This is a genomic window from Pseudomonas sp. A2 (genome assembly GCF_023100865.1).
GTDB lineage: Bacteria > Pseudomonadota > Gammaproteobacteria > Pseudomonadales > Pseudomonadaceae > Aquipseudomonas > Aquipseudomonas asiatica.
On the sequence record NZ_CP039127.1, the window covers coordinates 2288959 to 2309239 of the forward strand.

Here is a 20281-nt window from a genome sequence, read left to right on the forward strand (position 1 = left end):
GATCGGCATGCACCCGCACACACCACGTATCGGCATCATCGGCAGTGGCGCCATCGGCGGCTTCTATGGGTTGATGCTGGCCCGGGCCGGCTTCGATGTGCATTTTCTTTTGCGCAGCGAGTACGAGGTTGTCCGCGACCAGGGGTTGACTCTGGAAAGTGCCGAGCATGGCAAACTGCAGATAAAGGTGCAGGCCTATTCCAGTGCCGCCGGCATGCCGCCCTGCGACTGGCTGCTGGTGGGTGCCAAGGCCACCAGCAATGACCAGTTGGCGCCGCTGATCGTGCAGGCGGCCGCACCGGGCGCCAAGGTGGTGCTGCTGCAGAACGGCCTGGGCGTGGAGGAGCAGTTGCGCCCGGCCTTGCGCAGCGACATGCACCTGCTCGGCGGCCTGTGTTTCATCTGCGTCAACCGCCAGGCGCCCGGCGTGATCCGCCACCAGGCCCTGGGCGCGGTCAACCTTGGCTACCACAGCGGGCCGGCAAACGATGGCGGTGCCGCGCTGGTCAATGAAGGTGCTGAGCTGTTCCGGGCTGCGGGCATCGACTCGCAGGCCATGCCCGACCTGGCCCAGGCACGCTGGCAGAAGCTGGTATGGAATGTACCCTATAACGGCCTGTCGGTGCTGCTCGGAGCCAGCACCACGCCGTTGATGGCCGACAGTAATGGCCGTGCCCTGATCCAGGCCTTGATGGCGGAGGTAGTACAAGGCGCGGCGGCATGTGGCCATGTGTTGCCCGAGGGGTATGCCGAGCACCTGTTCCAGGTGACCGAGCGCATGCCCGACTACTGGCCCAGCATGTACCACGACCATGTCCACAAGCGCCCGCTGGAGCTGCAGGCCATCTATGGCGAGCCGTTGGCACGGGCGCGTGCGGCAGGCTGCCGCTTGCCGCGCATGGAGATGCTGTACCAGGCGTTGGCTTTCATCGACCGGGGCGAACAGCCCCGCTGAGGGTGGCTCTGGCCCCGTCGGGGCGCTCCAGCCCGCATCGGCAGCGCGCCGGACGGCAAAGCGTGCGTCCGGCGCGCTGCTAAGCTGAAGCTTGCTCTGCCGCAGCGGCAGTCGAGGAGGTCGAATGATCCACTCCATGCTGTATGCCACCGACCTCGGTGTCTACGCCCCTTTTGTCATGCAACACGCGCTGGCGCTGGCGCGCACATTTGGCGCCGAGTTGTATGTGATCCATGCGGTGGAGCCCATGGGCCAGTTCGCTGAATCTCTCCTGCAGAGCTACCTCGATGAACAGACGCTCGACCAGTTGCACAGCCAGGGGGTGAATACGGTGATGGCCAATATCGAGCAGCGTGTGCTGGAAAACTTTCGCGACGAACTTGGCGAGGAGGCTGACCTGGCAGTGATCAAGGCAGTGCGGGTACGCCAGGGCGACCCAGCGCAGGTGATCCTGGACCAGGCACAGCGGCTGAGCGTCGATCTGCTGATTTTCGGTAGCCACAGTACCGGCGCCGGCGTGGATGTTCCATTGGGGCGCACGGCGGTACGGCTGCTGCAGCTGTCGCCGGTACCGGTATACATGGTGCCGCTGGCGCAGCATTTGGGGCGTAGGAAAGCATGAAGATGGCCGTAGGCCATTTCGGGGTGGTATGTAACAAAATAGTTCTAGATTTATTTCCAGAACCACTAATATAGTTATATATCGTCGCCGCCTGCTGCCGCGGACTCATCGCTGAACCGAGGGAAACCTATGAAGCTTCAACAACTGCGCTACATCTGGGAAGTGGCGCACCATGACCTCAACGTCTCCGCGACGGCGCAGAGCCTGTATACCTCCCAGCCAGGTATCAGCAAGCAGATCCGCCTGCTTGAGGATGAGCTTGGTGTTGAAGTCTTTGCCCGCAGCGGCAAGCACCTGACCCGCGTTACCCCGGCGGGTGAGCGCATCATCAATACCGCCGGCGAAATCCTGCGCAAGGTCGAAAGCATCAAGCAGATTGCCCAGGAGTTCTCCAACGAGAAGAAGGGCACGCTGTCCATCGCCACCACCCACACCCAGGCGCGTTATGCCTTGCCGCCGGTGATCAGCAATTTCATCAAGCAGTACCCGGAAGTCTCCTTGCACATGCATCAGGGTTCGCCCATGCAGATTGCCGAAATGGCCGCGGACGGTACGGTCGACTTCGCCATCGCCACCGAGGCACTGGAGCTGTTCGGCGACCTGATCATGATGCCGTGCTACAAGTGGAACCGCTGCGTGGTGGTGCCGCAGGGCCATCCGTTGACCAAGCTGCCGAAGCTTACCCTGGAAGCGGTCGCCGAATACCCGATTGTTACCTACGTGTTCGGTTTCACCGGGCGTTCGAAGCTGGACGAAGCGTTCAACCACCGCGGCCTCACGCCGAAAGTGGTGTTTACCGCGGCTGACGCCGACGTGATCAAAACTTATGTGCGCCTGGGGCTGGGCGTGGGGATCGTCGCCAAGATGGCGGTGGACACCAAACTCGACAGCGACCTGGTGGCCCTGGATGCCAGCGAGCTGTTCGAAGCCAGCATTACCAAGATCGGCTTCCGCCGCGGCACTTTCCTGCGTGGCTTCATGTGCGACTTCATCGAGAAGTTCGCCCCGCACCTGACCCGTGAAGTGATGGCCAAGGCCATTCAGTGCCATAACAAACAGGAGCTGGAAGACCTGTTCGAAGGCGTCGAGCTACCGGTGCACTGATCTAGAATCGTACGGGGCCGCTTTGCGGCCCCAGCTGTGTTATGCCTTGCTGATCAGGTTGCCCGCGTGCAACCCGCATTCCTTCTGCGTCGACTCTTCCCACCACCAACGCCCTTCGCGCTCATGCTGGTTTGGCAGCACCGGGCGGGTGCAGGGCTCGCAGCCGATGCTGATGAAGCCGCGCTCGTGCAGGCTGTTGTACGGCAGCTCCAGCATGCGGATATAACCCCACACCTCCTCGCTGGTCATCTGCGCCAGTGGGTTGAACTTGTACAGGGTGCGTTCGGGCGTGGAGAACGCGCTGTCGATTTCCACTGCAGCCACCTGGCTGCGGGTGCCCGGGCTCTGGTCGCGGCGCTGGCCGGTGGCCCAGGCGCTAACCGTGGCCAGCTTGCGGCGCAGCGGCTCGATCTTGCGGATGCCGCAGCACTCGCCGTGGCCGTCCTTGTAGAAGCTGAACAGGCCCTTTTCCTTGACGAACGGGTCGAGCTTGGCGCGGTCGGGGCTGAGGATTTCGATCGGCAGGTTGTACTGCTCGCGGACCTGGTCGATGAACCGGTAAGTCTCCGGGTGCAGGCGGCCGGTGTCGAGGCTGAACACCTTGACCTGCTTGTTCAGCTTCCAGGCCATGTCCACCAGCACCACGTCCTCGGCGCCGCTGAAGGAGATCCACAGGTCATCACCGAAGTGCTCGAAGGCAAGCTTGAGGATGTCCTGCGGGGACTTGTTGGCATAGGTCGCGGCCAGGGCGGCGACGTCGAAGGGTTGGCTCATCAGGCGGTTTCCATCTTGGCTGTGGCGCTGTGCGCTCGTAGTGAGGTGATGGTAACAAAAAATGCCGGGTTAGGCGGGCCTGGAGTCGGTGACGCCTGCGCCCACAGGTACAGCGCACATCTGCCAGTTGTGGGAGCGGGCGAGCCCGCGAAGCAGGCGCCGCCGATCACAAGCCCTGCAAGGTCTCCATCAACACCCGCACCTTGGCAATCGACTCTTCATATTCGGCCTGCCACTCGGAGTCGGCCACCACCGCGCCGCCGCCCCAGCAACTGACTTGTCCGCCCTTGACCAGCAAGCTGCGAATGGCAATCGAACTGTCCATTTCACCGCGCACATCCACATAGACCAGTGAGCCGCAGTACAGCGCCCGCCGCGCCGGCTCCAGTTCGTCGATGATCTGCATGGCGCGGATCTTCGGGGCGCCGGTGATCGAACCGCCGGGGAAGCTGTCGCCGATCAGGTCAAGGGCGTCCTTGTCGCTGGCCAACTGGCCGGTGATGCTGCTGACCAGGTGGTGCACGTTGGGGTAGCTCTCCAGGCTGAACAGCTCCGGCACCTTCACCGAGCCGATCTCGCAGGTACGCCCCAGGTCGTTGCGCAGCAGGTCGACGATCATCAAATTTTCCGAGCGATCCTTGGGGCTGTGCAGCAGCTCCTCGGCATTGCGCATGTCTTCTGCCGGGTTGCTGGCGCGCGGGCGGGTGCCCTTGATCGGCCGGGTTTCCACCTGGCGCTGGCTGACGCGGATGAAGCGTTCGGGCGAGAAGCTCAGCAGGGCGCTGCCGTCGGCCAGCTGCTGGTAGCCGGAGAAGGGGGTGGGGCAGGCTTTGCGCAGGGCCTGATAAGCGTGCCACGGGTCGCCCTGGCAGGGCGCGCGGAAGCGCTGGGTAAGGTTGATCTGGTAGCAGTCGCCGGCCTGGATGTAGCGCTGCACCTGGTCAAAGGCGGCCTTGTACTGCTCGGGCTGCAGGTCGCCGGTCATCGGCGCGAGTAGCTGGAAGCTGCCGCTTTCCGCGTTGTCGACACCTTCGAACAGGGCGATCAGGCGTTCCCGTTCGCTGCCCGGCAGGCTCGGGTGGAACACCAGTTGGCTGGTCGCGCACTGGTGGTCGGTCACCAGCGCCCAGGCATACAGGCCCAGTTGCGCGTCTGGCAGGCCAAGGTCGTCCACGGCCAGGCTGGGCAGGTGTTCCAGGCGGCGGCCGAAGTCATAGCTCAGGTAGCCGATCAGGCCGCCAGCAAACGGCAGCTCGCTGCCTGCGGGCAACTGTGCATGGCCCAGTCGTGCCAGGCCGGCGCGCAGGCGCTGGAGGAAGGTGCGGCCATCTTCGTCGGGCTGCGCTTGCAGGTGTTGCAGCGGCCAGGCGCTGAGCAGGTCGAAGCGCCCGCGTTCGGCGCCGGGGCGGGCGCTGTCCAGCAGGATCGCACCGGGGGCCTGGCGCAGGCGGGCGAAATAGGCGGCAGGGACGGGCTGGTAGGGCAAGGGGTGGAGCGTACAGGTCGGCATCAGTGTGGACGGCGATGTAAAAGCGAGGAGGGCGATTGTAGACCTGTGCAGGAAATGCGCCTAGCGCTGGGCGCGACATTCAACATTGTGTTTGGCGCCGGGGGCTGCTTTGCAGCCCATTCGCAGCACAAGGCTGCTCCTACAGGAGATAGCGTAAACCTGTAGGAGCAGCCTTGTGCTGCGAATGGGCCGCAAAGCGGCCCCCGGGTTGCTAGCGCGGATGCACGTGCCCGAACAAGCCTTGCGATACCCGCACGCGCTGTTCGGCATCTTCGCTGATGCCATCCTTGGCCAGCGCTTCCAGGTGCGCCTCGATGGCGTGGGTGCGCTGGGTCAGGCCGCAGTCGTTGGCGATCTGGATGTTCAGGCCGGGGCGGGCGTTGAGCTCGAGAATCAGCGGCCCCTTGTCCTGGTCCAGCACCATGTCGACACCGATGTAGCCCAGGCCGCACAGCTCGTAGCAGCCGGCGGCCAGCTTCATGAAGCCGTCCCAGTTCGGCAGTTGCACGCCATCCACCGCGTTGGTGGTGTCCGGGTGCTTGCTGATGATGTTGTTCAACCAGGTGCCGCGCAGGGTCACGCCGGTGGCCAGGTCGACACCCACGCCGATGGCGCCCTGGTGCAGGTTGGCCTTGCCGCCGGACTGGCGGGTCGGCAGGCGCAGCATGGCCATCACCGGGTAGCCCATCAGCACGATGATGCGGATGTCCGGCACGCCTTCGTAGCTGATGCTCTTGAAGATCTGGTCGGGGGTGACCCGGTACTCGATCAGTGCGCGGTCGCGGTGGCCGCCCAGCGAGTACAGGCCGGTGAGGATGCTCGAGATCTGGTGCTCGATCTCCTCGTGGCTGATGATCTTGCCGGACACCGTGCGGTAGCGGTCCTCGAAGCGGTCGGCGATCACCAGGATGCCGTCACCGCCAGCGCCCTGCGCCGGCTTGATGACGAAATCGTTGCGCCCGCCGATGATCTGGTCGAGCTTCTCGATCTCTTTCTCGGTCTCGATGATGCCGTACATTTCCGGCACATGGATGCCGGCCGCCAGCGCGCGCTCCTTGGTGATGATCTTGTCGTCGACGATCGGGTACAGGTGGCGCTTGTTGTACTTCAGCACGTAGTCCGCGTTGCGCCGGTTGATACCCATGATGCCCCGGGCCTCCAGGGCTTTCCACGTCTTGATCAGGCCAAACATCAGGCGTCAGCCTTCTTCAGGAATGCCTTGAAGCGCACGAGCTCGGTCAGGCGGTAGCCGCGGTAGCGACCCATTGCCAGCATGAAGCCCACCAGGATCAGCAGCACGGCCGGGAAGGTGAACACGAAGTACACCAGCTCCGGCACCATCATCAACAGGTGCGCCAGGGAAGCGGCGAACAGGGTGCCGATGGCAACCTTCATGGCATGGCCGCCGCCACGCTCTTCCCAGGTGATGGACAGGCGCTCGATGGTCATGGTCAGGATCACCATCGGGAACAGCGCAACCGACAGCCCGCGCTCCAGGCCCAGCTTGTGGCTGAACAGGCTGATGGCGGCAATCAGCACCACGACGAAGGTCAGGACCACAGACAGGCGTGGCAGCATCTGCAGCTTCAGGTGTTCCAGGTACGAGCGCAGCGACAGGCCCAGGGCGGTGATTACCGTGAACAGCACGATACCGAAGCCCAGCTGGGTCTCGCGGAAGGCCAGGGCGATCAGTACCGGGGTGAAGGTACCCAGGGTCTGCAGGCCGACCAGGTTGCGCAGCACCAGGATCACCAGCACACCGATCGGGATCATCACCATGATCATGAAGGTTTGCTGGGTCTGCAGCGGCAGGCCGTACAGCGAATATTCGAGGAAATCGGCGTCGGTATTCTCGTCGGTCAGCTTGGCCAGGCGGATGGCGTTCATCTCGCTGTTGTTCATGCTGAAGGTAACGTTGGCCTTCTTGCCGCCATCGACGGTGATCAGGTTGTCGTCACCGGTCCACCACAGCAGGCGATCGCTGGGCAGGCCCTGCTCGCCGGTGTCGGGGTTGAAGTACAGCCAGTCGGTGCCATTGAAGCTGCGCAGCCACAGTTCCGGGGTTTGCGGGGTGTCGGCCACCAGGCGAATGGTGTGCACCTTCTCCATCGGTACGTGGGCGATCGACAGAAGCAGGTCGATGACCTGGGCCTTCTTCATGGCAGAGGTGTCGCCGGCCAGCAGCAGCTTGACGTTGTCGTCGTTGAGGTTGTTGACCCGCTTGATGGTCTCGCTGACGAAGGTCTCGACGTCAGCCGAGTGCTGGCGAATCGGCGCCATCAGGGCCTCGGCGGCGATCTTCTCGGGGCCTTCCACTGCCAGGCTGTCACGGAAGGTCGGGCCTTTGACCGTGGTCTTCTCGTTGCTGTAGCGCTTGGTCAGCACCAGGCGGTAGTAGAGGGTCTGGTTGCCGCTGGCGCGGCGGGCCGACCAGGTAACCTTGCGGTTGCCGTCGGCACGGTTGACGCTCACCCCATAGTTGTTGGAGATGAAGCTCTCGTTGAGGCTGACGTAGTCGCGGTTCAGCGGTGGCACGAACATCTGCACCTTGACCGGGTCCTTGGTGCTGGCCACGAACTCGACCTTGGCGTCGATATTCCACAGGTCGTCGGTTTCATCCTCGGTTACCGGGATGCCGAGTACGAAGATCTGATAAGCCGTGACCGCCACGCCCAACAGCACCAGCACGGTGATCAGGACTTTCAGATGGAGGGTAAGAGAGCGCATCGGGATTACTCTGCTTTGGGAGCGTCGGTGGCACAGGCAGGTTTGCCGGCCGCGTATTTAAGGCTTGGGTCGACCAGCGCGTCGAAGTGCTTGAGCGCCTCGGAGCCGATCAGCAGCGGGAACTGGAAGGCGCTGCGGTCGGTGAGGTTGACTTCGATGGTGCGCATGGCCTGGCCCATGCAGATTTCAAGTTCGATGACCGGGCGTGCGGTGTAGGCCTTGCCCGATTCGGCATCATAGTCGCCGGCCCGGCGCTTGATCTTGCTTACGCGTGCCAGCGGGCGTTCGATGGGGTGCGAATGGGCGGCGTCGATGGCCAGGTAGAAGCGCACCCAGCTTTCGCCGTTGCGCTTGAAGCGCTTGATGTCGCGGGCGCTGAGCGACGCGGTCTTGGCGCCGGTGTCGAGCTTGGCGGCCACTTCCAGGTCCAGGTCGCCCAGGCGTGCATATTCGTTGAGACCGTACACGGTCTTGCCTGCGGCCTGGCCAAGGGCCGGCAGCAGGGTGAGGCAGAGCAGCAATGATGCGGGTGTAAGTCTCATATTCCTGGCGCGGTGCAGTGCAAGGTTCGGGGCTGTTTTCAAAGCCATGTTCAGAGCCGTGTTCAGGGCAAGGCGACTGGCAGCGACTGCGCAAGCTTCCTCGTTAATCTGTCAACAGCATGAATGGATGACAGACAGGCTATCCATACTCCATCGGAGGCGCGGCATTCTATCACGCCGGCGCCTTGACGCCAGCGGTGCGCGATCTGACAGCACCGGGCTGGCATTAGTTCGTTCTTAGACGATTGTCGACAATATTGATTTTGTCTTTGACTGCTTCGGTCTAATTCGCTAATTTCTGGCAAAGAGATTTTCAAGGTGTCGACAATATGCAGGACCTATCCACCCCCAGCCCGGTGCTGACAGACGAAACGGAAACCTTGTCCGAAAACGTCTTCCGGCGCATCCAGGCGGCCATCGTCAAGGGCGATATCGCCCCCGGCAGCAAGATTTCCGAGCCGGAGCTGGCGCGTACCTATGGCATCAGCCGCGGGCCGCTGCGCGAGGCCATCCACCGCCTCGAAGGCCAGCGCCTGCTGGTGCGCGTGCCGCATGTGGGGGCGCGGGTGGTGTCGCTCAATCATGCCGAACTGATCGAGCTGTACGAAATTCGCGAATCGCTGGAAGGCATGGCTTGCCGCCTGGCCGCCGAACGCATGAGCCAGGCCGACATCGACGAACTGCGCCGGGTGCTCGACACCCACGAGCGCGATGCCGCGTTCCAGGCCGGCCTGGGCTATTACCAGCAGGAAGGCGACTACGACTTTCATTACCGGATCATCCAGGGCAGCGGTAACCAGACCCTGGTCAAGATGCTCTGCGGCGAGCTGTACCAGCTGGTGCGCATGTACCGCATCCAGTTTTCCGCCACGCCCAACCGGCCGCGCCAGGCCTTTGCCGAACATCACCGCATTCTCGATGCCATCGCCGACCGTGACGGCGAGCTGGCCGAACTCCTGATGCGCCGCCACATCGGCGCGTCCAAGCGCAATATCGAGCGTCACTATCTGGACGCCCACAACAACAGCCCACGAGGTGAGAAATGACTGTGAAGAGCACCCCCGGTCAGCGTTTCCGCGACGCCGTTGCCGCTGAACATCCGCTGCAGGTGGTTGGCGCCATCAATGCCAACCATGCCCTGCTGGCCAAGCGCGCCGGCTTCAAGGCCATCTACCTGTCCGGTGGCGGCGTCGCCGCCGGTTCGCTGGGCCTGCCGGACCTGGGCATCAGCGGCCTGGACGATGTACTCACCGATGTGCGCCGCATCACCGACGTGTGCGACCTGCCGCTGCTGGTGGATGTCGACACCGGTTTCGGTGCCTCTGCCTTCAACGTCGCCCGCACCGTGCGCTCGATGAGCAAGTTCGGCGCTGCCGCCATCCATATCGAGGACCAGGTTGGCGCCAAGCGCTGCGGCCACCGCCCGAACAAGGAAATCGTCAGCCAGCAAGAAATGGTCGACCGCATCAAGGCCGCAGTCGATGCCCGTACCGATGACAGCTTCGTGATCATGGCGCGTACCGACGCCCTGGCCGTCGAGGGCCTGAACGCCGCCCTGGACCGCGCTGCCGCCTGCGTCGAGGCCGGTGCCGACATGATCTTCCCGGAAGCCATCACCGAACTGCAGATGTACAAGACCTTCGCCGACCGGGTGAAGGCACCGATCCTGGCCAACATCACCGAATTCGGCGCCACGCCGCTGTACACCACCGAAGAGCTGGCCTCGGTCGACGTGTCGCTGGTGCTGTACCCGCTGTCGGCGTTCCGCGCCATGAACAAGGCGGCCGAAAACGTGTACACCGCGCTGCGCCGCGACGGCACGCAGAAGAACGTGATCGACACCATGCAGACCCGCATGGAGCTCTACGATGCCATTGGTTACCACGCCTTCGAGCAGAGTCTCGATGCGTTGTTTGCCCAGAAAAAAGGTTGAGCCTGTGAGGGCCTCATCGCCGGCAAGCCGGCTCCCACAGGTACCGCACAAGGTTCGAGTCCTGTGCAAGACATTGTGGGAGCTGGCTTGCCGGCGATAGGGCCGATACAGCCACCCCCGAATTAGCCAGAAAGAATCCATAACAAGTTCAAGAAAGGAGAAACACCATGGCCGAAGCAAAAGTACTCAGCGGCGCAGGCCTGCGCGGCCAGGTGGCCGGCCAGACCGCGCTGTCGACCGTGGGCCAGGCCGGTGCCGGGCTGACCTACCGCGGTTACGATGTGCGTGACCTGGCTGCCGGTGCCGAATTCGAGGAAGTCGCCTACCTGCTGCTGTATGGCGAGCTGCCGAGCAAAGCCGAACTGGCCGACTACAAGCGCAAGCTCAAGGGTCTGCGCGACCTGCCGCAAGCCCTGAAGGAAGTGCTCGAGCGCATCCCGCGTGACGCCCACCCGATGGACGTGATGCGCACAGGTTGCTCGGTGCTCGGTACCCTGGAGCCCGAACTGACCTTCGAGGCCCAGCGTGACAAGACCGACCGCCTGCTGGCGCTGTTCCCGGCGGTGATGTGCTACTGGTATCGCTTCACCCACGACGGCGTGCGTATCGACTGCACCAGCGACGAAGACACCCTCGGTGGTCACTTCCTGCACCTTCTGCACGGCAAGAAGCCAAGCGAGCTGCACGTCAAGGTCATGAACGTGTCGCTGATCCTCTACGCCGAGCACGAGTTCAACGCCTCGACCTTCACCGCTCGCGTCTGTGCCTCGACCCTGTCCGACCTGTACTCCTGCGTCACTGCTGCCATCGGCTCGCTGCGCGGCCCGCTGCACGGCGGTGCCAACGAGGCGGCGATGGAATTGATCGAGCGCTTCCAGAGCCCGCAGGAAGCCACTGCCGAGCTGCTGCGCATGCTCGAGCGCAAGGACAAGATCATGGGCTTTGGCCATGCCATCTACAAAGAGTCCGACCCGCGCAACGAGGTGATTAAGGGCTGGTCGAAACAGCTCGCCGACGAAGTCGGTGACAAGGTGCTGTACCCGGTCTCCGAAGCCATCGACAAGACTATGTGGGAGCAGAAGCGCCTGTTTCCCAACGCCGACTTCTACCACGCCTCGGCGTACCACTTCATGGGCATCCCGACCAAGCTGTTCACCCCGATCTTCGTCTGCTCGCGCCTGACCGGCTGGGCGGCGCATGTCTTCGAACAGCGTGCCAACAACCGCATCATCCGCCCGAGCGCCGAGTATGTCGGCGTCGAGCAGCGCCAGTTCGTGCCGATCGAACAGCGCTGACAGGCCGTACCTGTGGGGGTCTGTTCCGGCCTCATCGCCGGCAAGCCGGCTCCCACAGGGACTGCACCAGCCTCAGGAGCAGTGCAATACCTGTGGGAGCCGGCTTGCCGGCGATGAGGCCGGAACAGCTGACACAGGGCTGCAACTAGAAAGCTATCCACGACCGTACCGTGACCGAGCCTGATAACGATATGAACACTGCATTCCGCAAGCACCTGCCAGGCACCGACCTGGACTACTTCGATGCCCGCGCGGCGGTCGAGGCCATCAAGCCCGGCGCCTACGATGGCCTGCCTTACACCTCTCGCGTACTCGCCGAGAACCTGGTGCGCCGCTGCGACCCGGCTACCCTCGACGCTTCGCTGGGGCAGCTGATCGAGCGCAAGCGCGACCTCGATTTCCCGTGGTTCCCAGCCCGCGTGGTGTGCCACGACATTCTCGGCCAGACTGCACTGGTCGACCTCGCCGGCCTGCGTGACGCCATTGCCGACAAAGGCGGCGACCCGGCCCAGGTCAACCCTGTGGTGCCGGTGCAACTGATCGTCGACCACTCGCTGGCCGTCGAGTGCGGTGGTTTCGACCCGCAGGCCTTCGAAAAGAACCGCGCCATCGAAGACCGCCGCAACGAAGACCGCTTCCACTTCATCAACTGGACCAAGAAGGCGTTCAAGAACGTCGACGTGATCCAGCCGGGCAACGGCATCATGCACCAGATCAACCTGGAGAAGATGTCGCCGGTGATCCACAACGACCGTGGCGTGGCCTACCCGGATACCTGCGTCGGCACCGACAGCCACACCCCGCATGTCGACGCCCTGGGCGTGATCGCCATCGGCGTGGGTGGCCTGGAGGCCGAGAACGTGATGCTCGGCCGTGCCTCGTGGATGCGCCTGCCGGAAATCGTCGGCGTCGAGCTGACCGGCAAGCTGGCGCCGAACATCACCGCCACCGACCTGGTGCTGGCCCTGACCGAATTCCTGCGCAAGCAGAAAGTCGTCGGCGCCTACCTGGAGTTCCACGGCGAGGGTGCACGTGCCCTGACCCTGGGCGACCGCGCCACCATTTCCAACATGGCCCCGGAATATGGCGCCACTGCGGCGATGTTCGCCATCGACCAGCAGACCATCGACTACCTGCGCCTGACCGGCCGCGAAGAGCAACAGGTCAAGCTGGTGGAAACCTATGCCAAGGCCACCGGCCTGTGGGCCGACAGCCTGGGCGGCGCAGTCTACGAGCGCACCCTGAGCTTCGATCTGTCGAGCGTGGTGCGCAACATGGCCGGCCCGTCCAACCCGCATGCCCGCGTTGCCACCAGCGACCTGGCGGCCAAAGGCATCGCCGGCAGCTGGGAAGAAGTGCCAGGGCAGATGCCAGATGGCGCGGTGATCATTGCTGCCATCACCAGCTGCACCAACACCAGCAACCCGCGCAACGTGATTGCCGCAGGCCTGCTGGCACGCAATGCCAACAAGCTGGGCCTGGCCCGCAAGCCGTGGGTCAAGTCGTCTCTGGCGCCTGGCTCCAAGGCCGTGCAGCTGTACCTGGAAGAGGCCGGGCTGGAGAAGGAGCTTGAGCAGCTCGGCTTTGGCATCGTCGCCTTCGCCTGTACCACCTGCAACGGCATGTCCGGTGCCCTGGACCCGGTGATCCAGCAAGAGATCATCGACCGTGACCTGTACGCAACTGCCGTGCTGTCGGGTAACCGCAACTTCGACGGGCGCATCCACCCGTATGCCAAGCAGGCCTTCCTCGCTTCGCCGCCACTGGTAGTGGCATACGCCATCGCCGGTACCATTCGCTTCGACATCGAGAAGGATGTACTGGGCGTGGTCGATGGCAAGGAAATCCGCCTCAAGGATATCTGGCCCAGCGACGAAGAGATCGACGCCGTGGTACGTGCCGCGGTCAAGCCGGAGCAGTTCCGCAAGGTGTACATCCCGATGTTCGCCATCGAGGAAGACCGTGGGCCGAAGGTGGCGCCGTTGTATGACTGGCGCCCGATGAGCACCTACATCCGCCGCCCACCGTACTGGGAGGGTGCCTTGGCCGGTGAACGGACCCTGCGCGGCATGCGCCCGCTGGCAGTGCTGCCGGACAACATCACCACCGACCACCTGTCGCCGTCCAACGCCATCATGCTCGACAGCGCTGCCGGCGAGTACCTGGCGAAGATGGGCCTGCCGGAGGAGGACTTCAACTCCTACGCTACCCACCGTGGCGACCACCTGACCGCCCAACGCGCTACCTTTGCCAACCCCAAGCTGTTCAACGAAATGGTGCGCAAGGAAGACGGCAGCGTGAAGCAGGGCTCGCTGGCGCGTATCGAGCCGGAAGGCAAGGTCACCCGCATGTGGGAGGCGATCGAGACCTACATGGAGCGCAAGCAGCCGCTGATCATCGTCGCCGGTGCCGACTACGGCCAGGGTTCGTCCCGTGACTGGGCGGCCAAGGGTGTGCGCCTGGCCGGTGTCGAGGCGATCGTCGCCGAAGGCTTCGAGCGTATTCACCGTACCAACCTGGTGGGCATGGGCGTACTGCCGCTGGAGTTCAAGCCGGGCACCGACCGCAAGACCCTCGGCCTGGATGGCAGCGAGACCTATGACGTGCTGGGCGCGCGTACGCCGCGGGCGACGCTGACCCTGGTGGTTACCCGCGCCAACGGCGAGCGCCTGGAGGTACCGGTGACCTGCCGCCTGGACACCGCCGAAGAAGTGTCGATCTACGAGGCCGGCGGGGTGCTGCAGCGCTTCGCTCAGGACTTCCTCGAAGCGACCGCCTAATCAAGAGCAGCGCGGTCCTCTGTGGGAGCGGGTTTACCCGCGAATGCGTCAGCAGATACAACATTGTTTTCTGATCGGACGCTTTCGCGGGTGAACCCGCTCCCACAGGGGGTGCGCAAGACAGGAATTGAACATGGCTCATGTACCGCAAGTAAAAATCCCCGCCACCTACATCCGTGGCGGCACCAGCAAAGGCGTGTTCTTCCGCCTGCAAGACCTGCCCGAGCAGGCGCAGATCCCCGGCCCGGCCCGCGACGCACTGCTGCTGCGGGTGATCGGCAGCCCCGACCCTTACGGCAAGCAGATCGACGGCATGGGCGGTGCCACTTCGAGCACCAGCAAGACCGTGATTCTGTCGCAGAGCATCAAGCCTGAGCACGACGTCGACTATCTGTTCGGCCAGGTCAGCATCGACAAGGCCTTCGTCGACTGGAGCGGTAACTGCGGCAACCTCTCCGCCGCGGTCGGTTCGTTCGCCATCAGCAGCGGCCTGGTCGACCCGGCACGCATTCCGCGCAATGGCATCGCCACCGTGCGCATCTGGCAGGCCAACATCGGCAAGACCATCATCGCCCATGTGCCGATCACCGAAGGTGAAGTACAGGAAACCGGCGACTTCGAGCTGGACGGGGTGACCTTCCCGGCCGCCGAGGTGCAGCTGGAATTCCTCGATCCGGCGGCCGACGAAGATGGCGACGGCGGGGCGATGTTCCCCACCGGCAACCTGGTCGATGACCTCGAGGTGCCGGGTGTCGGTACGTTCAAGGCGACCCTGATCAATGCCGGCATCCCGACCATCTTCGTCAATGCGGCGGATATCGGCTACACCGGCACCGAACTGCAGGACGCCATCAACGGCGACCCACAGGCGCTGCTGCGCTTCGAGACGATTCGCGCCCATGGTGCCGTGCGAATGGGCCTGATCGACAACGTCGACCAGGCTGCCGGGCGTCAGCACACGCCGAAAGTGGCTTTCGTCGCGCCGCCGAGCACCTACACTGCGTCCAGTGGCAAAGCGGTGCAGTCAGGTGATATCGACCTGCTGGTACGGGCCTTGTCGATGGGCAAGCTGCACCATGCAATGATGGGGACGGCCGCGGTGGCCATCGGTACCGCGGCGGCCATTCCGGGCACGTTGGTCAACCTCGCCGCAGGCGGGGGCGAGCGCAGCGCCGTGCGTTTCGGCCACCCCTCGGGCACCCTGCGGGTGGGGGCCGAGGCGCGCCAGGTGAATGGTGAATGGACAGTGACCAAGGCAATCATGAGCCGCAGTGCTCGCGTGCTGATGGAGGGCTGGGTTCGCGTGCCTGGCGATAGCTTCTAACGCACCACTGGCGCTCGGCTTTAGTGAGTTGGGGCCGCTTTGCGCCCCTTCGCGGGCTTGCCCGCTCCCACAGGTAATCACAGGTTTCGAAGGCTGTGGTGTACTTGTGGGAGCGGGCAAGCCCGCGAAGGGCTGCAACGCAGCCCCGGCAATTCTGAAGGGAGCTGGATATGAGCGCCAACGTAGACCTCAACGCCCGCCCGGACTACGACCGGGTGCTGCAAACCCTCGCCGATTACGCCCTCACGTATCGGGTCGAATCCGCCGAAGCCCTGGATACCGCGCGCAACTGCCTGATGGATACCCTCGGCTGCGGCCTGCTGGCCCTGCGCTTCCCCGAATGCACCAAGTTGCTAGGCCCCCAGGTGGAAGGCACCGTGGTGCCCAATGGCGCCCGCGTGCCCGGCACCGCCTACCGCCTCGATCCGGTCAAGGCTGCCTGGGACATCGGCTGCACGGTGCGCTGGCTGGACTACAACGATACCTGGCTGGCCGCCGAATGGGCCCATCCCTCGGATAACCTTGGCGGAATCCTGGCCGTTGCCGATCACCTGTCGCAGAAGCACGTGGCCGCAGGTGAGGCACCGCTGCTGATGCGTGATGTGCTCGAAGCCATGGTCATGGCTCACGAGATTCAGGGCGTGATGGCGCTGGAAAACGCCTTCAACCGCGTTGGCCTCGACCACGTGATACTGGTCAAGGTAGCCTCAACCGCGGTGTGTGCCAGGCTGATGGGGGCCAACCGTGAGCAGATGCTGAGCGCTCTTTCCCATGCCTTCGTCGACGGCCAGGCGCTGCGTACCTACCGCCATGCACCCAACGCTGGCTCGCGCAAATCGTGGGCCGCTGGTGACGCTTCCAGCCGTGGCGTGCGCCTGGCCGATATCGCCCTGCGTGGCGAGATGGGCGTGCCTGGCGTGCTCACCGCGCCGCAGTGGGGCTTCTACGATGTGCTGTTCAGCCACACCAACAAGGACCTGGCGCTCAAGCCTGCCGGGCAGCAAGAGCTGCGCGTGCCGCAGGACCTGGGTAGCTATGTGATGGAAAACGTGCTGTTCAAGGTCAGTTTCCCTGCCGAGTTCCACGCTCAGACTGCCTGCGAGGCGGCGGTAGCCCTCCACCCACTGGTGCGTAACCGCCTGCACGAAATCGACCGTATCGTCATCACCACCCAGGAGTCGGCGATCCGCATCATTTCCAAGAGCGGTCCGCTGGCCAATGCCGCTGACCGCGACCACTGCCTGCAGTACATGGTGGCAGTGCCGCTGATTTTCGGTCATCTGGTGGCCGAGCATTATGAAGATGCCTTCCATGCCAACCACCCAAGCATCGACCGCCTGCGCGAGAAGATGGAGGTGGTTGAAGACCCGCGCTTCAGCCGTGAGTACCTGGAGCCGGACAAGCGCTCGATCGCCAATGCGCTGCAAGTGTTCTTCAAGGATGGCAGCAGTACCGAGCAGGTGGTGGTGGAGTACCCGATCGGGCATCGCCGGCGGCGAGGGGAGGGCATACCGTTGCTGGAGGCCAAGTTCAGGGACAACCTGGCGACGCGCTTTGCGCGGCAGCGGTGTGGGGAGATCGTGGATGTGTGCAAGGACCAGCAGAAGCTGGAGCAGATGGCGGTGCACAGGTTTGTCGACCTGTTCGTGATCTGAGTCGGCCTGCACAGCGCTCAAGGCCTGTGCAACCCCTGTAGGAGCAGCCTTGCGCTGCGAAGAGGCCATTAAAGCTCAGGAGAGTCTGTCGCCTTGCTGGCCTCTTCGCAGCGCAAGGCTGCTCCTACAGGGATCTCGGCTGGTGCGGGCAAAACAAGAAAGCCCCGACATTTCTGCCGGGGCTGTCTTTTACATCTTACAACTCAGCTTACGCCTGAACCACCGGGATCTTGGCGTTGGCTGCCGCTTCGCGGAACTCGGCGATCTGGTCGAAGCTCAGGTAGCGGTAAACGTCGGCAGCCATGCTGTCGATGTCCTTCGCGTACTGCATGTACTCTTCGACGGTCGGCAGCTTGCCGATGATCGAAGCGACAGCGGCCAGCTCGGCCGATGCCAGGTACACGTTGGTGGCGTCGCCCAGACGGTTCGGGAAGTTACGGGTCGAGGTGGAGACCACGGTCGAACCGGTCTGCACACGTGCCTGGTTACCCATGCACAGCGAGCAGCCTGGCATTTCCATGCGCGCGCCAGCCTTGCCGTAGATGCCGTAGTAGCCTTCTTCGGTCAGCTGGTGAGCGTCCATCTTGGTTGGCGGAGCCAGCCACAGACGGGTCGGGATACCGCCCTTGACCTTGTCCAGCAGCTTGCCGGCAGCGCGGAAGTGGCCGATGTTGGTCATGCACGAACCGATGAACACTTCGTCGATCTTCTCGCCCTGTACCGAAGACAGCAGGCGGGCATCGTCCGGGTCGTTCGGTGCACAGAGCACAGGCTCTTTCACTTCGGCCAGGTCGATTTCGATGATCTCGGCGTATTCGGCATCGGCGTCGGCCGACAGCAGCTCAGGCTTGGCCAGCCAGGCTTCCATGGCCTGGGCGCGGCGCTCCAGGGTGCGGGCATCGCCGTAGCCTTCGCCGATCATCCAGCGCAGCAGGGTGATGTTGGACTGCAGGTACTCGGCGATGGCCTTCTCTGGCAGCTTGATGGTGCAACCGGCAGCGGAACGCTCGGCCGAGGCGTCGGACAGCTCGAAGGCTTGCTCGACGGTCAGCTCGTTCAGGCCTTCGATCTCGAGGATGCGGCCGGAGAAGATGTTCTTCTTGCCCTTCTTCTCGACGGTCAGCAGGCCCTTCTGGATGGCGTAGTAAGGGATGGCGTGGACCAGGTCACGCAGGGTGATGCCTGGCTGCAGTTTGCCTTTGAAGCGCACCAGCACGGATTCTGGCATGTCCAGCGGCATGACGCCGGTGGCGGCGGCGAAGGCCACCAGGCCGGAACCGGCCGGGAACGAGATGCCGATCGGGAAGCGGGTGTGCGAGTCGCCACCGGTACCCACGGTGTCAGGCATCAGCATGCGGTTCAGCCAGCTGTGGATGATGCCGTCGCCCGGGCGCAGCGACACGCCGCCACGGGTGCGGATGAAGTCTGGCAGGGTGTGGTGGGTGGTGACGTCGATCGGCTTCGGATAGGCCGCGGTGTGGCAGAACGACTGCATCACCAGGTCAGCGGAGAAGCCCAGGCACGCCAGGTCCTTCAGCTCGTCGCGGGTCATCGGGCCAGTGGTGTCCTGGGAACCGACGGTGGTCATCTTCGGCTCGCAGTAGGCACCTGGGCGCACGCCCTGGCCTTCTGGCAGGCCGCAGGCACGGCCGACCATTTTCTGTGCCAGGGTGAAGCCCTTGCCCGAATCGGCAGGCTGCTCCGGCTTCTTGAACAGGTCGGAGGCGCCCAGGCCCAGTTCGGCACGGGCCTTCTCGGTCAGGCCACGGCCGACGATCAGCGGGATACGGCCGCCAGCGCGGACTTCATCCAGCAGCACTTCGGTTTTCAGCTCGAAGGTGGTGACCAGTTCGTCGCTGCCGTTACGGCGCACTTCGCCCTTGAACGGGTAAACGTCGATGACGTCGCCCATGGCCAGGTTGGTGCAGTCGAATTCGATCGGCAGGGCGCCGGCGTCTTCCATGGTGTTGTAGAAGATCGGGGCGATCTTGGTACCGAAGCAGAAACCACCGGCGCGCTTGTTCGGTACGTACGGGATGTCGTCGCCGAAGAACCACAGCACCGAGTTGGTGGCGGATTTGCGCGAAGAACCGGTACCGACCACGTCACCGACGTAGGCAACCGGGTAACCCTTGGCCTTGACCGCTTCGATCTGGGCCAGCGGGCCGACCGAACCAGGCTGCTGCGGCTCGATGCCGTCGCGGGCCATCTTCAGCATGGCCAGTGCGTGCAGCGGGATGTCAGGGCGCGACCAGGCGTCCGGGGCAGGGGACAGGTCGTCGGTGTTGGTTTCGCCAGGCACCTTGAACACGGTCAGGGTGTACTTGTCGGCGATGGCCGGACGCGAGGTGAACCACTCGCCGGCAGCCCAGGATTCCAGCACGGCCTTGGCGTGAACGTTGCCGGCCTTGGCTTTTTCGGCCACGTCGTGGAAGGCATCGAACATCAGCAGGGTGTGCTTGAGCTGTTCGGCCGCGACGGCGCCCAGTTCGGCGTCATCCAGCAGTGCGACCAGCGTTTCGATGTTGTAGCCGCCCTGCATGGTGCCCAGCAGTTCGGTGGCGTGCTTGCGGTCGATCAGAGGCGACTTGGCTTCGCCTTTGGCGACGGCGGAGAGGAAAGCGGCCTTGACATAGGCAGCTTCGTCGACCCCTGGCGGTACGCGGTGGGTGATCAGGTCTACGAGGAAGGCTTCTTCGCCGGCCGGCGGGTTTTTCAGCAGCTCGACCAGGCCTGCAGTTTGTTCGGCGTTCAGCGGCTGGGGCACGATACCCAGGGCGGCACGCTCTTCGATGTGTTTGCGGTAGGCTTCAAGCACAGTTATTTCCCTCATCAGTGGTCCCTAAAGGGGGTCCGGGACGCTCATCCAGCATTCAATGCACCCATGCGCTGCCACGGCTTTGTGGGCCGCCCAGCCAGAGTCGCAAAGAATCCTTACAGAAGCTGCTTTCAAAGTTTTACGCCTGCAGAACGGGGAGCTGATGAGGGCTGGCACGGGCATGCGAGGGATGCATGGCCCGGGCCAACGCCGTTCTACCGGATGAACTGTGCTCGTGACGC

At 63.7% G+C, this 20281-nt stretch carries 15 protein-coding genes; 9 read left to right on the forward strand and 6 right to left on the reverse strand.

Annotation, left to right across the window (positions count from 1 at the left end):
* The first annotated feature begins 7 nt into the window (after positions 1 to 7).
* The 3 genes from E5221_RS10705 (at position 8) to cysB (ending at position 2681) form a co-directional block, all read left to right on the forward strand.
* Complete coding sequence (locus tag E5221_RS10705; RefSeq protein ID WP_247847363.1) at positions 8 to 955, forward strand: putative 2-dehydropantoate 2-reductase; 948 nt, start codon at positions 8 to 10, stop codon at positions 953 to 955.
* Between the two features lie 124 nt (positions 956 to 1079).
* Positions 1080 to 1577 (forward strand): universal stress protein, encoded by a 498-nt coding sequence (locus E5221_RS10710; RefSeq protein ID WP_013971903.1) that lies wholly within the window; start codon positions 1080 to 1082, stop codon positions 1575 to 1577.
* A 129-nt stretch (positions 1578 to 1706) separates the two neighbouring features.
* Positions 1707 to 2681 (forward strand): HTH-type transcriptional regulator CysB, encoded by a 975-nt coding sequence (cysB, locus tag E5221_RS10715; protein ID WP_013971904.1) that lies wholly within the window; start codon positions 1707 to 1709, stop codon positions 2679 to 2681.
* 39 nt (positions 2682 to 2720) lie between these two features.
* Here cysB and E5221_RS10720 read toward each other — a convergent pair whose 3' ends face one another.
* The 5 genes from E5221_RS10720 to E5221_RS10740 form a co-directional block, all read right to left on the reverse strand.
* On the reverse strand, positions 2721 to 3455 hold the full coding sequence (locus tag E5221_RS10720; RefSeq protein ID WP_015269712.1) for a phosphoadenylyl-sulfate reductase: 735 nt from the start codon (positions 3453 to 3455) through the stop codon (positions 2721 to 2723).
* Between the two features lie 166 nt (positions 3456 to 3621).
* Positions 3622 to 4965 carry an aminodeoxychorismate synthase component I gene (pabB, locus tag E5221_RS10725; protein WP_061551411.1) on the reverse strand — a complete coding sequence of 448 codons (1344 nt, stop codon included), beginning with the start codon at positions 4963 to 4965 and terminating at the stop codon, positions 3622 to 3624.
* Positions 4966 to 5176: 211 nt separating this feature from the next.
* Positions 5177 to 6157 carry an alpha-L-glutamate ligase-like protein gene (locus tag E5221_RS10730; RefSeq protein WP_013971907.1) on the reverse strand — a complete coding sequence of 327 codons (981 nt, stop codon included), beginning with the start codon at positions 6155 to 6157 and terminating at the stop codon, positions 5177 to 5179.
* Complete coding sequence (locus E5221_RS10735) at positions 6157 to 7692, reverse strand: inactive transglutaminase family protein (protein WP_013971908.1); 1536 nt, start codon at positions 7690 to 7692, stop codon at positions 6157 to 6159. The genes E5221_RS10730 and E5221_RS10735 overlap by 1 nt, the downstream gene beginning before the upstream one ends.
* A gap of 5 nt (positions 7693 to 7697) precedes the next feature.
* Complete coding sequence (locus E5221_RS10740; RefSeq protein WP_023662146.1) at positions 7698 to 8234, reverse strand: ATP-dependent zinc protease; 537 nt, start codon at positions 8232 to 8234, stop codon at positions 7698 to 7700.
* 329 nt (positions 8235 to 8563) lie between these two features.
* On the opposite strand from E5221_RS10740, the gene E5221_RS10745 reads away from it, so the two are divergent.
* The 6 genes from E5221_RS10745 to prpD all read left to right on the forward strand — a co-directional run bounded on the left by E5221_RS10745 (position 8564) and on the right by prpD (position 17221).
* Complete coding sequence (locus E5221_RS10745) at positions 8564 to 9280, forward strand: GntR family transcriptional regulator (RefSeq protein WP_013971909.1); 717 nt, start codon at positions 8564 to 8566, stop codon at positions 9278 to 9280.
* The gene (gene prpB / locus E5221_RS10750) at positions 9277 to 10167 is read left to right on the forward strand and encodes a methylisocitrate lyase (protein ID WP_003259689.1); all 891 of its coding nucleotides are present in this window, start codon (positions 9277 to 9279) and stop codon (positions 10165 to 10167) included. The genes E5221_RS10745 and prpB overlap by 4 nt, the downstream gene beginning before the upstream one ends.
* A 167-nt stretch (positions 10168 to 10334) precedes the next feature.
* Positions 10335 to 11462: a 2-methylcitrate synthase gene (gene prpC / locus E5221_RS10755; RefSeq protein ID WP_013971911.1), complete on the forward strand. Its 1128-nt coding sequence runs from the start codon at positions 10335 to 10337 to the stop codon at positions 11460 to 11462.
* 191 nt (positions 11463 to 11653) lie between these two features.
* Positions 11654 to 14242: a Fe/S-dependent 2-methylisocitrate dehydratase AcnD gene (gene acnD, locus E5221_RS10760; RefSeq protein ID WP_015269715.1), complete on the forward strand. Its 2589-nt coding sequence runs from the start codon at positions 11654 to 11656 to the stop codon at positions 14240 to 14242.
* 133 nt (positions 14243 to 14375) lie between these two features.
* Positions 14376 to 15566 (forward strand): 2-methylaconitate cis-trans isomerase PrpF, encoded by a 1191-nt coding sequence (gene prpF, locus E5221_RS10765; RefSeq protein ID WP_039614060.1) that lies wholly within the window; start codon positions 14376 to 14378, stop codon positions 15564 to 15566.
* A 170-nt stretch (positions 15567 to 15736) separates the two neighbouring features.
* Complete coding sequence (gene prpD, locus E5221_RS10770) at positions 15737 to 17221, forward strand: 2-methylcitrate dehydratase (protein ID WP_247847365.1); 1485 nt, start codon at positions 15737 to 15739, stop codon at positions 17219 to 17221.
* A 208-nt stretch (positions 17222 to 17429) separates the two neighbouring features.
* Here prpD and acnB read toward each other — a convergent pair whose 3' ends face one another.
* Positions 17430 to 20039: a bifunctional aconitate hydratase 2/2-methylisocitrate dehydratase gene (gene acnB / locus E5221_RS10775; protein ID WP_023661205.1), complete on the reverse strand. Its 2610-nt coding sequence runs from the start codon at positions 20037 to 20039 to the stop codon at positions 17430 to 17432.
* Between the last annotated feature and the right edge of the window lie 242 nt (positions 20040 to 20281).